Origin of the sequence: Thermogemmatispora sp., assembly GCF_042408735.1 — a bacterium.
Taxonomy (GTDB): Bacteria; Chloroflexota; Ktedonobacteria; order Ktedonobacterales; family Ktedonobacteraceae; genus Thermogemmatispora.
Map to the genome: position 1 here is coordinate 79308 of NZ_JBHOQV010000128.1, position 14388 is coordinate 93695.

13 protein-coding genes and 1 tRNA gene are annotated in these 14388 nt (G+C 61.9%); 2 read left to right on the forward strand and 12 right to left on the reverse strand.

The window, feature by feature from the left end; all coding sequences use genetic code 11:
* Window positions 1-7 precede the first annotated feature (7 nt).
* The gene (locus ACFMO7_RS12770; protein ID WP_376795866.1) at window positions 8-1150 is read left to right on the forward strand and encodes a sigma-54 interaction domain-containing protein; all 1143 of its coding nucleotides are present in this window, start codon (window positions 8-10) and stop codon (window positions 1148-1150) included.
* Window positions 1151-1179: 29 nt separating this feature from the next.
* Here the strand turns inward: ACFMO7_RS12770 and glp are convergent, their stop codons facing one another.
* The 4 genes from glp to ACFMO7_RS12790 all read right to left on the reverse strand — a co-directional run bounded on the left by glp (window position 1180) and on the right by ACFMO7_RS12790 (window position 4094).
* Window positions 1180-2400, reverse strand: a complete 1221-nt coding sequence (gene glp, locus ACFMO7_RS12775) for a gephyrin-like molybdotransferase Glp (protein WP_376795867.1) — start codon at window positions 2398-2400, stop codon at window positions 1180-1182.
* A 202-nt stretch (window positions 2401-2602) separates the two neighbouring features.
* A tRNA-Glu gene (locus ACFMO7_RS12780) sits at window positions 2603-2679 on the reverse strand.
* Window positions 2680-2805: 126 nt separating this feature from the next.
* The gene (locus tag ACFMO7_RS12785) at window positions 2806-3357 is read right to left on the reverse strand and encodes a hypothetical protein (RefSeq protein WP_376795868.1); all 552 of its coding nucleotides are present in this window, start codon (window positions 3355-3357) and stop codon (window positions 2806-2808) included.
* Window positions 3358-3560: 203 nt separating this feature from the next.
* On the reverse strand, window positions 3561-4094 hold the full coding sequence (locus ACFMO7_RS12790) for a vitamin K epoxide reductase family protein (RefSeq protein ID WP_376795869.1): 534 nt from the start codon (window positions 4092-4094) through the stop codon (window positions 3561-3563).
* A gap of 178 nt (window positions 4095-4272) precedes the next feature.
* Between ACFMO7_RS12790 and ACFMO7_RS12795 the strand changes: the two genes are divergently transcribed.
* The gene (locus ACFMO7_RS12795; RefSeq protein ID WP_376795870.1) at window positions 4273-5064 is read left to right on the forward strand and encodes a PhzF family phenazine biosynthesis protein; all 792 of its coding nucleotides are present in this window, start codon (window positions 4273-4275) and stop codon (window positions 5062-5064) included.
* Between the two features lie 64 nt (window positions 5065-5128).
* Here ACFMO7_RS12795 and ACFMO7_RS12800 read toward each other — a convergent pair whose 3' ends face one another.
* The 8 genes from ACFMO7_RS12800 to ACFMO7_RS12835 form a co-directional block, all read right to left on the reverse strand.
* Window positions 5129-5884 carry a response regulator transcription factor gene (locus ACFMO7_RS12800; protein ID WP_376795871.1) on the reverse strand — a complete coding sequence of 252 codons (756 nt, stop codon included), beginning with the start codon at window positions 5882-5884 and terminating at the stop codon, window positions 5129-5131.
* Between the two features lie 16 nt (window positions 5885-5900).
* Window positions 5901-6800 carry a phosphate ABC transporter ATP-binding protein PstB gene (pstB, locus tag ACFMO7_RS12805; RefSeq protein ID WP_376795872.1) on the reverse strand — a complete coding sequence of 300 codons (900 nt, stop codon included), beginning with the start codon at window positions 6798-6800 and terminating at the stop codon, window positions 5901-5903.
* A 24-nt stretch (window positions 6801-6824) separates the two neighbouring features.
* Window positions 6825-7061 (reverse strand): hypothetical protein, encoded by a 237-nt coding sequence (locus tag ACFMO7_RS12810; protein ID WP_376795873.1) that lies wholly within the window; start codon window positions 7059-7061, stop codon window positions 6825-6827.
* 38 nt (window positions 7062-7099) lie between these two features.
* The gene (gene pstB, locus ACFMO7_RS12815; protein ID WP_376795892.1) at window positions 7100-7852 is read right to left on the reverse strand and encodes a phosphate ABC transporter ATP-binding protein PstB; all 753 of its coding nucleotides are present in this window, start codon (window positions 7850-7852) and stop codon (window positions 7100-7102) included.
* A gap of 102 nt (window positions 7853-7954) precedes the next feature.
* Window positions 7955-8878 carry a phosphate ABC transporter permease PstA gene (pstA, locus tag ACFMO7_RS12820; protein ID WP_376795874.1) on the reverse strand — a complete coding sequence of 308 codons (924 nt, stop codon included), beginning with the start codon at window positions 8876-8878 and terminating at the stop codon, window positions 7955-7957.
* On the reverse strand, window positions 8875-9876 hold the full coding sequence (gene pstC / locus ACFMO7_RS12825; protein WP_376795875.1) for a phosphate ABC transporter permease subunit PstC: 1002 nt from the start codon (window positions 9874-9876) through the stop codon (window positions 8875-8877). The genes pstA and pstC overlap by 4 nt, the downstream gene beginning before the upstream one ends.
* Window positions 9877-10009: 133 nt before the next feature.
* Window positions 10010-11149 (reverse strand): phosphate ABC transporter substrate-binding protein PstS, encoded by a 1140-nt coding sequence (gene pstS / locus ACFMO7_RS12830; protein ID WP_376795876.1) that lies wholly within the window; start codon window positions 11147-11149, stop codon window positions 10010-10012.
* Window positions 11150-11613: 464 nt separating this feature from the next.
* The gene (locus tag ACFMO7_RS12835; protein WP_376795877.1) at window positions 11614-14298 is read right to left on the reverse strand and encodes an ATP-dependent Clp protease ATP-binding subunit; all 2685 of its coding nucleotides are present in this window, start codon (window positions 14296-14298) and stop codon (window positions 11614-11616) included.
* Window positions 14299-14388: the final 90 nt, after the last annotated feature.

Consider the following 14388-nt stretch of genomic DNA (forward strand, 5'->3'; position numbering starts at 1 on the left):
GGTGGGGATGATGTCGCAGGGTTCTGATCCGCATGAGGCCCCTCAGCCTGCCGCAAGCTCGCTCGCTATCCATGAGGAAGCGCTAGCTGACCTGGAGCGTCTCGGCCTGGTTATTGGGCGCAGTCGGGCCATGCGCCAGGTTGCTACCCTGATTCGCCAGGTTGCAGCTTTCCCGACAACAACGGTCTTGCTCCAGGGGGAGAGTGGCACCGGCAAGGAAGTCATTGCTTACGCCATCCATGCCCTCAGCGGCGGCTCCGAACGCCAGTTCGTGGCCATCAATTGCGCGGCCATTCCCGAAACCTTGCTGGAGACCGAGCTTTTCGGTGTGGAAGCTGGCGCCTATACCGACGCTCGTCTGACGCGCGATGGCTACCTGGCTCGGGCAGATGGTGGAACCCTCTTCCTGGATGAAATTGCCTCCATGCCTCTCGTGCTTCAGTCCAAGCTCTTGCGCTTCCTGGAAACCCGCACCTTTCGCCGCGTCGGAGGCACCAGCGAGATCCAGGTTCGCCTGCGCGTCATCTCGGCCTCCAACGTCGATCTGGCGACAGCGGTCGCCCGACGGGAATTCCGTGAGGATCTCTTTTATCGGCTGAAGGTCTTCACCATTCAAATTCCTCCTTTGCGCGAGCATCCTGAAGACATCGCCCCTCTGGTCGAATACTTTTTGCGTCGGCAGGGAGGGCAGCCTGCCGAAGAAGGCCGTTCATTGCGCCTCAGTCCCGAAGCGCTGGCCCTGCTCGAACGCTATAGCTGGCCGGGCAATGTGCGCGAGCTGCGCAGCGTCGTCCAGCATGGCCAGATTATGTGCGAGGGCGATGAGATCCGCGTTGAGCACCTGCCTGCCTATTTGCAATCGGCCAGCAGTGGGGCCTTACAGCGCCTGCTGGAACTCAAAGATCAGCTCCACTTGCCCCCTGAAGGGGTGAACTTAGAGGAGTTTCTTGCTGAGATCGAGCAGCGCTTTGTACAGGAGGCTCTGGAACGCTGCAACTACAACCAGGTGCGAGCTGCGGCCCTGCTGGGCCTCTCGCGAGACCAGCTACGCTACCGCCTGACGCGGGCGGGTGCGCAGCACAGTTGGAGGCGTCGCCAGAGCACAGGCTCCCCACAAGCTCGCCCATCCTCTGGCCGAACGCCTACCTGACAATGGCTGAGAGGCGGCAGAAAAAGAACTCACTCCTCTGGCCAATCGAGCATGAGCGCCTGGGCCTTCTCGCCGGGCTTGAGGGTGTGGCCGCCTTCTGGAACGATCACCAGAGCATTGGCATTCAGCAGCGAGGTCGTAATATGCGAGCCTTGCTGGCCGGTTGTGCGCGCTACAAAGCGACCCTCCTCCCAACGCACACGGGCGCGCACGTAATGGCGGCGGGGAGTGCGCTCGCTGACCCCGTCCTCGACTGTGACCTCCACCTGGGGACGCCGCAGATGACGGTGGCCAAGCAATTTGCGGATGAGCGGTCGCCCAAATAGTTCGAAGGTCACCGCGGCTGAGACGGGATTGCCAGGCAGCCCTAGCAGAGGGACTGACCCGATGCGACCAAAGGCGAGCGGCTTGCCGGGACGCATGTTGATTTGCCAGAAGTCGATGGCCCCCTGCTCGTGCATGATGCGCTTGACCAGGTCAAACTCGCCGACCGAGACGCCCCCCGAGGTGATGATCAGGTCGTACTGCATGGCCTGACTGAAGATCTGGCGCAGGCTCTCCTCGGTATCGCGCGCGACCCCCAGGCGCTGCGGCTCGGCCCCTGCCCGCCGCACTGCCGCCTCAAGCAGGTAGCCATTGCTATTGCGAATCTTGCCCGGCTGTAGCGGCTCCCCTACGTCGATGATCTCATCCCCCGTGCTAACGATTGCCACGCGCGGACGGCGAAAGACCTTCACGCGGGCTCGTCCTACCGTTGCCAACACCCCGATCTCCCAGGGACCAATCTCGCTTCCCTGGCTCAGGACGAGCTGTCCGCGGCGGATGTCTTCGCCGGCAGCGCGAATGTTATTCCCTGGGGCAACCTCCTGCAGAATCTCGACCCAACCCTCATCAGCAGGATCGCTGCGCGTTAGCTCGATCTGGATAACAGCATCGGCTCCGCGCGGTACCGGGGCCCCAGTCATGATCCGCATGGCGGTGCCTGGCTCAATAGCTTGCTCCGCTACGTAACCGGCAGCGATCGTACCGATGACGCGCAGACGCGCCGGGCGACCGCCCTCCATGCGTGTGTCGACGCTGCGCAGAGCATAGCCATCCATTGCCGAGTTGGCGAATGGCGGGAGATCTTCCTCCGCCGTGATCTCCTCTGCCAGGACCAGGCCCGCAGCTTCCGCCAGGGCGACGGTGATGGGAGGTAGCGGCTGAATGATGGCCAGCATGCGCTCCTGGGCTTCCTCTACACTCATCATAGGCCCTATTCCTTTGCGCTGTCTTGGCTCGCTCCCCGCAGAGAGAGGTCAGTGGGGCGAGCGGAGAATACAGAACAGAAGACCATGATCGCAGGACTGGTTGACGAGTCTGCCAGTCCCCCCGCTTCCATGCGAACCAAAAGCAGAGAGCCTGGCAAACCGAGCAAGAGGAAGGTCTGCCAGGCTCTCCTGACGATGTTCCTGGTACCTCGTACGGGATTCGAACCCGTGATCTCCGCCTTGAAAGAGCGGCGTCCTAGTCCGCTAGACGAACGAGGCCCAACGACCGCCGCGCGCTCGCCTTGCGCTGGGCGCTGAGACGGCATCGCGTATGCGTCATCTGGATTGTACTGTATCTGGCTCGTTTTGTCAAGCGGATTTTGGCGACGGGACCCGCTGGGCTGCTCAGGACCGCTGAGCGGCGACCGTGGACCAGTGCCATTGCTGGGGACAGGTGTAGTCGAGAACGGCCACGATACCCGGACCAGCCACGGCCACCACGACGAACTGGGGCACGCTCGACCCCTGGAGCTGGTTCTGGCGATCGGGTAGCTGGATGCTGATCCCATCCAGCTCGTGAATGTGAGAGATCTGGGCCTCGAAAGTGGCCAACTGGCGCAAGATAACGGTGATACTGAAGCTGAGACTGTGGTCGGAAGCATCAATGGCCACAAGGTGGGGAATAATGGTATCCTGCGCGTCGCGAAAAGGGTCGTGAAAGCTGAAGTCGGTCTTGTAGGGATTGTCTGGAGTGGCGCGCAGGTAGGCATAGGCCTCGGCACAGAGATGGTACTTATAAGCGCTATTGGGACTGCGTACGAGTTGAACGTGCGGCGGCGGTAGGCGCCTCTGCGTCGTGGCAGGGTGCAGCTGATGGATAAGCACCAGGATGCCTGCCAGCAGGAGCACCAGCGCCAGGGGCACGGCCAATAGCCCCAACTGCCAACGCTGCTTCATGGCGGCTTCCCCTTCCAGGAAGGAACCGGCAATCAGATCATTCCTGGCGCCTCCCTTCCTGGCTGGGAAAGGGTGCCTTCATCGAGCGCTCTCACCTCCCCGCCCGGCTCACTGGGACAAGGAAGGGGAGAAAGAAAGCCCCTCCTCTCCGCGCCCGCCGAGCACTCTTCTGCGTCACCAGGCAGCGATAGTTGTCTGTCTATCTAACGGCTGGCCTGAGAGGAGCGCGGGCGTGAGCGGGCAAGCGTAGAGGTGGTGGAGCGCTGAGCAGCCCCGGCCTCCGTTTCAGGCTCCGGTTCCAGCAGCCTGGCCAGGCTGATCAAGAAGGCGATCAGGATCAAGACATGGAGAACGGTGCACCAGAGACAGATGGCGTGCAGGCGGACCAGCTCGACGTAGATCAGATAGAGGACGGTGGCCATCCCAGCCAGCGACCAGAGGAACTGCGCAGGGCGGAGCCAGCCAGGCTCTGAGGAGCGCAGTAAGCTCACCAGGGCCAGCCCGGCCAGGACCAGGCACCAGCCGAGGCCAGGTAGCGAGATAGGGAGCGTCGTCCCAGGTACGACGGCATAGCTGCTGTTAAGCACATGGGCACAATCAATCGCGCCCGAGGCGGGGCAGACCAGTGGCGCGTCCTGATAATGGACGATGGTCAGATAGATGGCGTCCCCCATACCCGCTAATGCGAGCAAAAGAACCAGGAGCTGCAAGCCTGAACGTCGTAGCAACAGTTCCATTAAGTCAGACTCTTCGATGTAAAATCGGTTACAACAGCACTCTCTGTAGAGAGGATACTGCGCTCTCCACCCTCTGTCAAGGGTCAATCAAGTGCTAGAATGAGGTAGAACTCCCTCAGCTTTTGGGCCGAGGAAGCGATTACTCGCTTGCTTACTATTTGGCATGGAGGAGACCAAGATGGGACAGCGCATTATCCAGGTCGATGCTTTTACCGCTCGACCGTTTGCTGGCAATCCGGCGGCAGTTTGTCTATTGGAGGAGCCGCGCGATGAGAGCTGGATGCAGCTTGTGGCGCGCGAGATGAATCTTTCAGAAACGGCTTTCCTGCTCCCCGAGGGAGATGGCTATCGCCTGCGCTGGTTCACGCCGACGGCCGAAGTCGATCTGTGTGGCCATGCCACCCTGGCCAGCGCGCATGTCCTCTGGGAAGAAGGCGTGCTGCCGCCGGCGGAGCCGGCCCGTTTTTATACGCGCAGTGGCCTGCTGACGGCCCGTCGTCTGGACGGCTGGATCGAGATGAACTTTCCTGCCACGCCGGCCACGCCAGTGCCCCCTCCTCTGGGCCTGAGCGAGGCCCTGGGTGTCAGGCCGCGCCTGGTGGCCAGAAGCCAATTCGACTATCTGATTGAACTGGAAAGCGAGGAGATGGTGCGTGCTCTCCGGCCCGACCCGACTCGCCTGCTCGCAATTGAGGCTCGGGGCTTCATTGTCACCAGCCGGGCCGAGAGTAGCGACTACCATTTCGTCTCGCGCTTCTTTGCCCCCAGCGTAGGGGTTCCCGAGGACCCGGTCACAGGTTCGGCTCACTGCACGCTGGCACCTTTCTGGTGCTCTCGCCTGGGGTCTTCAACGCTCACGGGTTACCAGGCCTCTGCTCGCGGTGGTCTGGTGCGCGTGCGCCTGGATGGCGAGCGGGTCTTCATCAGTGGCCAGGCGGTCACTGTGATGCGCGCCGAGGGCTTCTTTTAGAGCGAGACGGCTGACCCTGTCTTTCCGGACGGACCGCCGGCAGGGAGGGCCCTGGCCGCGTAGGCTAGCGGAAGACGTAGCCCACGCCACGCACGGTCTGGATCAGCTTGGGTGCTGCGGGGTCCTCTTCCAGTTTCTCGCGCAGCCAGCGGATGTGAACGTCGACCGTGCGAGTATCGCCAGCGTAATCGTAGCCCCAGACGTGATGCAGGAGTTGGTCTCGGGTAAGGACGGTTCCGCGATTGCGCACAAGATAGACCAGGAGATCGAACTGCTTCGGCTGCATTTCGATCTCCTGATCGCGGCACCAGACCCGTCGCCCTGGCAGGTCGATGCGCACAGGCCCGGCGATCAGCTCTCGCGGGCTGCGCCGTGACTGCCCGCTTGCCTCCTGAACAGGGCCGCCCACCTCGGCCTGCACCTGCGCAGCGGGATAGGAGGCGCGGCGCAATAAAGCGCGCACGCGCGCCAGCAGTTCTCGGCGCCCGAATGGCTTGGTCACGTAGTCGTCTGCCCCAACTTCGAGACCCACAACCTTGTCGATCTCTTCCCCGCGCGCCGTCAGAAGCATGATGGGGATTGTGGCTGTGGCTGGCTCCCGGCGGAGCCGGCGACACACCTCTAACCCATCGATCTCTGGGAGCATGATGTCGAGAATAATCAGGTGCGGTCGCTCGCGTCGCGCCAGCTCCAGAGCGGCCTTTCCATCCAGGGCGGTGACTACCTGGTAGCCCTCCTGCTCCAGGTTGTAGGCAATGGTCTCAACAAGCACCTCTTCGTCATCGACCACCAGAATCTTCTCTCGTTGACTTTTGACCATCTTGCCGCTCTCATTCCTAACTGAAGCGCCCGCTGATGTAGTCCTCTGTCTCTCGCTTCCGCGGTCGCTTGAATAGCTCGGCAGTTGGCCCGTATTCAATCAAGCGGCCGTTGAGAAAGAAGCCCGTGTATTGTGAGATACGGGCAGCTTGAGACATATTATGGGTAACGATCACAATGGTATATTCCTTGCTCAGTGAGAGCAGCAGCTCCTCGATCTTGAGCGTAGCAATTGGGTCGAGGGCCGAGCACGGCTCGTCGAGCAGGAGCACCTCGGGGCGCAGGGCCAGGGCGCGAGCGATGCACAGCCGCTGTTGCTGGCCGCCCGAGAGGCCGAGGGCAGAAGCTTTTAAGCGATCCTTGACCTCGTCCCAAAGGGCGGCGGCCCGTAGACTACGTTCAACCTCCTCCTGAATCTGTCGGCGCGGCTTCCTCTGGATGCGCAGACCGTAGGCGATATTCTCGAAGATCGACTTGGGAAAAGGGTTAGGACGCTGAAAGACCATGCCGATGCGCTGGCGGAGACGGATGACGTCGGTGGCGGGATCGTAGATGTTCTCTCCGTCGAAGATGGCTTCCCCCTCGATGCGGGTCTCAGGAATAAGGTCGTTCATGCGATTGAGCGTGCGCAGGAACGTTGATTTCCCGCAGCCCGAAGGCCCAATCAAGGCCGTGATCTGCCGCTCGCGAATCGGCAGCGAGATATCAAAAAGGGCCTGTCGTGCTCCGTAGTAAAAGTTCAAGTGCCTGACATCGATAGCCAGGCCGGCCCTCTCGTTCAGCGGCTGCCCCGGCTCGACTGCCCCAAGGGCATGGCTCAGCCCAGGCCTGGCCAGGGGCGTCTCGGATTGCTGGCTGGCGAGACGCCCCTCTGTCGCTGGCAGCCGCGAGTATGGCCCACTCATATTACTCTCCATTGCCCTTCCTCGCCGCTGCTCCGGCTAGAGAAGCTGATACTCCTTGTGAAGTGGGATCGCCGTATCTACGATCAAACGGTTGTTCGTCACGATCAGGCGAATGTAGCGCCCAGCGAGAGCCTTGCTGATAAAGTAGGGGCGCCCTTCGTAGGAAATGTGGCCGCTGCGGGCCACTTTCCGCGAGAAGATGCTGACGCCCTCTGGGAAGGTGTTCCCCGTGGTACTCAGGTTATGTGTGCTCTCTGCAGAGGTATCCTTCACGGTAATCCCCTCTCTTGTAGCTGTCTTGACCAACTCGACTAACCGAAACGTCCACTGATGTAGTCCTCGGTCTCCTTCTTGCGCGGGTGCGTGAAGAGCTGTTGGGTCTCTCCCTCTTCGACGAGGTGACCATGCAAGAAGAAGGCCGTGCGGTCCGCGATCCGTGCGGCCTGCTGCATGTTATGGGTCACGACGACGATGGTGTACTGTCGCTTGAGGTACGTGATCAGTTCCTCCACCTGGAGGGTAGAGATCGGGTCGAGGGCCGAGCACGGCTCGTCCATGAGCAGGACCTCTGGCTCCAGTGCCAGGGCGCGGGCAATACACAGCCGCTGCTGTTGCCCGCCCGAGAGGCTGGTCGCTGGGCTATGGAGGCGATCCTTGACCTCCTCCCACAGAGCGGCTTGCCGCAGGCTGCGCTCGACCAGCTCCTTGAGCCGGGAGCCGCGCAGTCCCAGATTGAGACGTGGTCCGATAGCCACATTCTCAAAAATGCTGCGTGTCGGCAGCGGGTTGGGCTGTTGGAAGACCATGCCGATGTGGCGCCTGACGTTCATCGGGCGAATGCCACGCCCGTAGATGTTAAGGCCATTGGCGAGGACTCGCCCCTCCACCCGGGCCCCGGGAATGGTCTCATGGAGCCGATTCAGACAGCGCACCAGGGTCGATTTGCCACAGCCGGATGGCCCGATGAGGGCTGTGACGCTCAGCGGGGGCACCGTCAGGTTGATATCAAAGAGCGCTTGTTTCCGCCCATACCAGGCGTTCAACCCCTCGATGCTGAGGGCCATGCCTCCCTGGGTTGGCACGCTGCTCGTTACCTGCCCCGCAATGACCTGATCCATTGACGACCTCCCTTCTTGACATCGTCGTGCTTGCCCGAGTCCTGCTGCTTACCGCTGTTTGAAGCCGCCCGTGGCCAGGCGCACAGCCAGGGAGGCGAGCAGGATCAGGATGATCAGCACGAAGGCGCCTGCATAGGCTTGATTGACTTGTTGCTGATAGGGACTAAGGGTGAACTGGAAGATGCGCAGTGGCAGGGCATCGATCGGCTGCGTGATGTCCGTGTTCCAGAACGTCGTCCCAAAGGCGGTCATCAGCAGGGGGGCTGTCTCTCCGGCTACGCGGGCCATCGCCAGGACCACGCCCGTGATGATGCCGTTGCGGGCTGCCGGGAGGACCACTTGCAAGATGGTGCGCGCCTCCGTCGCTCCCAGCGCCAGCGAGGCTTCGCGCAGTTCGCGCGGTACCAGACGCAGCACGTCTTCGGAGGTGCGCGTCACGATGGGGATCATGATCATACCGAGAGCAAAGCCGCCGGCCAGACCCGAGAAGGTTTGCATCGGGATGACTATCAGGACCCAGGCCAACAGGCCGAAGATGATGGTCGGGATGCCGTTGAGGACGTCGACCAGGAAGCGCACTCCCTGAGCAAACGGGCCACGTCCGAATTCGGCCAGGTAGATGCCGGTAAATAACCCGAGCGGGACGCCCATAAGCGCTGCCAGGCCGATCAGGATCAGGCTCCCCTGGAAAGCTTCACCCATGCCGCCGCCCGGCTCGCCGTTGGGCGTTGGTAGCTGGGTGAAGAAGTCAGGATTGATGTAGCGCAGGCCCTGCCCCAGCACGTAGCAGAGCAGGTAGATGAGCAGTCCTACAGCGAAAAGGGCTGCCAGAGTCGTCAGCAGAATCACCAGAGCGTTCAGCAGGCGCCGCCGCAGGTTCAGGGAGGAGCGTGCGGCCAGGAACGGGTGAGTGCGGCTCTCCCCTGGCGAGAGAATGGAAGAAGATGTGGATGAAGATGTAGGCACGCTCATGGGCGCCCTCCTCTGCTTCCTTTGGCCTGACGCTGGAGGCTCGCGATCAGCCAGCGCGCCAGGATGTTGGTGATCAGGGTGATGATAAAGAGGATCAGGCCGGCCTCGATGATGGCCGAGAAGAAGAGGCCGGGTGTTGCCTCGCCAAACTGGTTGGCGATGACGCTAGACAGGGTATAGCCGGGAGTGAAGAGGCTGAGGCTCGGCTCGTTGGCCTGGTTGCCGACGATCATGGTGACGGCCATCGTCTCGCCGAGGGCCCTTCCAAGAGCAAGAATGATGCCGCCGAGAATGCCGACGCGCGCGAAGGGTAAGACGGCATGGCGAATGACTTCCCAACGGGTCGCTCCCAGCGCCAGCAGGGCCTCGCGCTGGGAGACCGGCGTTACCAGCATCACTTCGCGTGAGACCGAGATGATGAGGGGGAGAACCATCATGGTCAGGACGATGCCAGCTCCCAGGTAGCCGACACCTTCCGGCTCTCCCTGGAAGAGCGGCAGGAAGCCCAGGTGTTGCTGGAGCCAGGGCTCGCCAGCGTTGTGCAGCCAGGGGGCCAGTACGAGAAACCCCCAGAGGCCGTAGATGACGCTAGGGATGGCCGCTAGGAGGTCGATGAGAAAGGCTAAGATGAGCCGCAGGGGGCGAGGACAGAAATCGACCAGGAAGACGGCGGCTCCGATCCCCAGCGGTACGGCGAAGATGAGGGCAAAGGTCGAGGTGATGAGGGTCCCAAAGATGGCCGGCAAGACCCCGTAAACCTCGTGTACCGGATCAAAGGCTTTGTTGGTTAGAAAGCTGAGGCCGAAGCGCCTGATTGTGGGCAGCGAGTTGCTGACGAGAATCCAGGCTGTGCCGGCCACCAGCCCGAGAACGATCAGGACAAAGAGCAGCGTGATGCCTCGGAAGAAAAGGTCTCCGGGCCGCTGGGCACGCAGGACTCGTTGCCAGCGTATCCACTGCTGACGTGCTTTGCTTGGGGTGATTCTCTCCTGGATCATTGGCTCTCCCCTGGCTCTCTCTACCCTGCTGAGGAGGCAGGGGCTGATCTTCGGCAGATGCAGGCCCCTGCCCGTGCTAGTGGATCTTCCCGATTGCCTGGCCGATGGCGCTCTCCGCCAGCCAGCTCAGCCTTCAGGAGCCGCTGTAGCAGGCATTGCCGCCGCAGCGCATGGCCTTGATCTGGGCCTCGTCCTTGCTGACGATCGTGTCCGGCAGGGGGACGTAGTTGAGCGGCTGGGCATATTGTTGCCCGTCGTGGACCATCCACCAGAGGAGGCGCGCCAGGGCTTGCCCCTTGTCGCTGTTGCTCTGGTTCTGGTAGACGACAACCCAGGAGAAGCCAGTGATGGGATAGGCGTTGTCTCCGCTGCCGTTAACGATGTAGAAGCGCAGGTCGCTCGGGATGTTGGTGAAGCTCTCGGCGTCGGCTTTGGCGCTGTCCAGCGAGGGCGCGACGAATTTGCCGGCGGCGTTCTGGAGGAGTGCGTAGGGAATGTTGTTGGCGAGGACGTAGGTCAGCTCAACGTAGCCAATGGCACCATCGGTGTTCTTGACCTGCCCGGCAACACCAGAGCTTCCTTTGGCCCCTACACCCGTTGGCCAGTTCACGGTGGTGCCTGCTCCTACCTTGCTCTGCCAGTCTGGGCTGATGGCCGAGAGATAGTGTGTGAAGATGCTGGTGGTGCCGCTGCCGTCAGAGCGGTGGACAACGGTGATGTTCTTGTGGGGCAGGTTGACGCCGCTGTTGATGGCTTTGATCTGGGGGTCATCCCAGCTGGTGATCTTGCCTTCGTAGATGGCCGCCAGAATCGGCCCCGTGAGCTTGAGCTGATTAACTCCGCTGAGGTTGTAGGAGATGGCTACTGCTCCGATCGTGATCGGAATGTGCAGAATCGCTCCACTGGTGCTTTTATTAAGCTGATCGTTGGTCATAGGCGCATCGGTAGCGCCAAAGTCGACGATATGCTGCAAGAGGTTATTGATGCCGGCTCCACTACCCACCGCCTGATAGTTTACGTTGATACCACACTTGACTTTGGGATACTCCTGAAACATCTTTGAGAATAGAGGATTGTCAAACGTCGATCCAGCGCCCGTAAGCTGCTTGGTCGAAGGGCAGGTATTGGCGCTACCCGTGGTGGTGCCGCTGGAGCTGTTGTTGCTGTTGCCGCAGGCTGCCAGCAAGCTGAGCAGACCTACCAGCAGCAGGGCGCTAAGATATCTCAGTCGCGGGCGCCCTCGGTGGCTGGGCGAAGGTTTGTTGTGTGTCATAGTGCTGGTTTCCCCTCCTCAGTGACGCTGCCGTGGGGCAACGGCAGCGAAAAATAGATCTGCGAGTCGGCGCTCAGGTCGCCTTGTCAGCCTCAGCTGGAGCGCTGTTCGGCTTGGGCGCGTCCTGGCTCTGGCTCTTTTCCACACCACCCGAATTGTACAGTTCTCGCTTTAATCATGGTTTAAGGCGCGGTTAAAGCCCTTTAAGGCTCCGTTAAAGTTTGCCGAAGGGATAGGCAGGCTCTGTTAACGTGGGAGAGAGGCCAGGCTCGTGGGCCTGGCTGAAGGTCTTCTGCGAAGAGGTGGAGGGGCCTGCGGCCGACGGGCGGGGCGTGGGGGAGGCCCGCCGTGGTGGCGCCTTTGGCCGAAGAGGTGCTGAGGGAGAATTTGCGCTCTTCTCTCCCCACGGCGGGCAGGCGCAGCTAGATAGCTGGATTGTTAACTTTGAAGGTGAAAAAAGCAGATCAGGCGGCGCTGTGGCCCGGGGCTTCAGGCCAGGTGAGGACCGCTGAAGCATCGCTGCTTTCTGGCGGGGAGCTGGCTAGCAGCTCTGCCGCTGATGGATGCGGCCTGGAACGGTCTGCCTGCCTCTCCAGGCGCAGGCCGCTGCTCTCGCCATTGGCCTCAAGGAGGAGGCAATCGCCGCGCTCAATCTCGCCGCGCAGCAGCGCCTCGCTGAGGCGATCCTCCACTTCGCGACGGACGAGCCGCCGCAGGGGATGTGCTCCCTGGCTGGGCCAATGCTCTTGACTGCGAGCAAGTAGATACTCTCGGGCTGCCACGCTGATTTCCAGGTTGATGCCGAGTCTGCTCAGATCTCGACAGGTGGCGTTTAGCTGGTGATCAAGAATCTGAGCGAGATGCTCTTCTTTGAGCGAATGGAAGGGGATAAGGGCATCGAGTCGGTTAAGAAGCTCGGGCCGAAAGGTACGCTGCAACAGGGCAAGCATCTGCTGCTCGCTTTGGAAAAGGCTTTTCCTGGCTCCAAAGCCAACGGCTTGTGCGGGAGTGCTGGGCAGGCTGGTTGTGAGAATGATGATGGCCTCGCGGAAGTCCACCAGCCGACCTTGTCCATCGCTCAGGTGCCCGTCTTCGAGCATCTGGAGTAGCAGGTCGAGCAGGACCGGGTGGGCCTTTTCGATACCTTCAAAGAGAAGGATGCTGGCCGGGCGATGGCGAATGGCCTCGCTCAGGAGTCCTGGCTCTCCGTAGCCCTGGTAGCCTGGTGGACTGCCAAGCAGACGCTGTACCTGCTGACGCTCCATGAAGGCGGCCATGTCCAGGGCGATCAGGCTGCGCTCGTCTCCAGTCAGGACCTCCGCCAGAGCGGCTGCCAGGTGACTCTTGCCGACGCCACTGGGACCAATGAAGAGGAAGGAGGCGGCGGGACGGCGCGGGTCGCGCAGGTTGCTACGAGCACGACGTACGGCGCGGGCCACTATGCTGATAGCTTCCTCTTGACCGGCGACCTTTTGCCGCAGTAAGCGCTCTAAGGAGAGCAAATAGCGGGCCTCTTCGCCACCTGGAAAGGTTACGCGCAGGCCGGTCCACTGAGCCACTACCGCGGCGATGGCCTCCTCGTCAAGACGCGGGCGCTGGACTGGCGCGGGTGAGTCAGTGTTTGGGATGCCTGGCCTGCTCTGCCGTAGCCACTCGCTCTCGATGGCCAGGGCGCGGCGCAGAAGCTGCTGCTCCTGCCGGCGCAGCTCTAGTGCGGCGGGAAAGTGTTGCTGGTGAACGGCTGCCTCTCGTTTCGCCCGGAGGCGGGCCAGGGCCTCGTGGAGTTGGCGCAGGGCCACTGGTGGCAGGGCCTGACGCATGCGTAGCGCGGCGGCTGCCTCATCGATCAGGTCAATGGCTTTATCTGGCTGGGCTCGCCCGGCAAGGTAGCGTCCTGAGAGGCGCACCGCCGCTTTTAGGGCCTCATCGCCGATGACAACGCCGTGAAAGGCCTCGTAGCGTGGGCGCAGCGCCTCCAGGATCGTCAGGGTCTCAGCAGCGTCCGGTTCGGCGATCACAACTGGCTGGAAGCGCCTGGCTAGCGCGGCATCGCCCTCAAAGTGGCAGGCGTACTCCTCGAAGGTCGTGGCTCCAATGCATTGGAGCTGCCCGCGTGCCAGCAGCGGTTTGAGCAGGTTGGCCACGTTAGGAGCGCTGGCCGGCCCTCCAGCGCCGATCAGCATATGGATCTCGTCGATAAAGAGCAGGATATCGCTGGCCTCTTTGATTTCTGCTACAATGCCCTGGACACGTTCCTCTAGATCGCCGCGGTAGCGCGTGCCAGCTAGTAGCAGGCCGATGTCGAGGGCCACGACCCGCTTCCCTTGCAGACCTTCCGGTACGGCCCCAACGGCAATACGGGCCGCCAGACCCTCGACGATGGCCGTCTTGCCGCTGCCTGCCGGCCCCAGCAGGAGCGGGTTGTTCTTGGTATAGCGCAGCAGGATCTGGATCGTACGCCCCAGTTCCGCCTCGCGTCCGATGAGAGGATCAAGCTGGCCCTCCAGGGCTGCCAGGGTCAGGTCGCGGCTGACGCTGTTCAGTTCTGGGGTACGCTCGTAGCGTTCGCGGTAGGCTGATTGGGGATCACCGGCTACGCTGGCCGATTGGCCTGGCTGCCTATCAGGGGTCGAGCTGTCCTCTAAGCTCGGCCTGCTCGCCTGGGAGATGGCGACCGCTGCTGCTTCTGGGGGTGGAAGCGGCGTTGTCAAAGCCTGCAAGCGCGCGCGCACGCTGGCACAGGTGACGCCGAAGCCTTCTAGCAATCCCTGAAGCAGGGCGCCCTGCCGATCCTGGACGCTGAGCAGGCCCAGGAGCAGGTGCTCGGGACCAATGGAGGTTGCTCCGAGCTTGCTGGCATGCAATCTGGCGGCGCGCAGGGCTGCCTGCAGGGCCGGGGACAGTCTCTGGCGGCCTCGATGGACAGGCTTGCGCGGTCGATCCAATGCCTCAACGATCTGGCGAAGCAGGGTGGGCCGCAGCATGAAGGAAGTCAAGAGCTTGCCAATGAGGGGATCGTTGAGACGCAAGATGCCAAGCAGGAGCTGCTCATTGCCGATCAGCCTGCGGTGGCGCTTGCTGGCCTCTTCTCGCGCATAATGCAGTGCCAAACGGGCTGCTGGTGTATAGGCTTTATCAAGATCTTTCATTGATCTGGCCTTGTAAATCATCTTCTGCTGGCAGATAGTCTTAAGGAAGCACAAGCGACCCGCTGCCTCCTCTCTTCCAGCTCGCTCCCG

Coding starts and splice junctions, on each gene's coding strand:
- pstB (WP_376795892.1), bottom strand. CDS start 7,852: ATGGCCCTCAGCATCGAGGGGTTGAACGCCTGGTATGGGCGGAAACAA.
- ACFMO7_RS12835 (WP_376795877.1), bottom strand. CDS start 14,298: ATGAAAGATCTTGATAAAGCCTATACACCAGCAGCCCGTTTGGCACTG.
- ACFMO7_RS12770 (WP_376795866.1), top strand. CDS start 8: ATGATGTCGCAGGGTTCTGATCCGCATGAGGCCCCTCAGCCTGCCGCA.
- pstB (WP_376795872.1), bottom strand. CDS start 6,800: ATGGAGAGTAATATGAGTGGGCCATACTCGCGGCTGCCAGCGACAGAG.
- pstA (WP_376795874.1), bottom strand. CDS start 8,878: ATGAGCGTGCCTACATCTTCATCCACATCTTCTTCCATTCTCTCGCCA.
- ACFMO7_RS12795 (WP_376795870.1), top strand. CDS start 4,273: ATGGGACAGCGCATTATCCAGGTCGATGCTTTTACCGCTCGACCGTTT.
- pstS (WP_376795876.1), bottom strand. CDS start 11,149: ATGACACACAACAAACCTTCGCCCAGCCACCGAGGGCGCCCGCGACTG.
- ACFMO7_RS12800 (WP_376795871.1), bottom strand. CDS start 5,884: ATGGTCAAAAGTCAACGAGAGAAGATTCTGGTGGTCGATGACGAAGAG.
- pstC (WP_376795875.1), bottom strand. CDS start 9,876: ATGATCCAGGAGAGAATCACCCCAAGCAAAGCACGTCAGCAGTGGATA.
- glp (WP_376795867.1), bottom strand. CDS start 2,400: ATGATGAGTGTAGAGGAAGCCCAGGAGCGCATGCTGGCCATCATTCAG.
- ACFMO7_RS12790 (WP_376795869.1), bottom strand. CDS start 4,094: ATGGAACTGTTGCTACGACGTTCAGGCTTGCAGCTCCTGGTTCTTTTG.
- ACFMO7_RS12785 (WP_376795868.1), bottom strand. CDS start 3,357: ATGAAGCAGCGTTGGCAGTTGGGGCTATTGGCCGTGCCCCTGGCGCTG.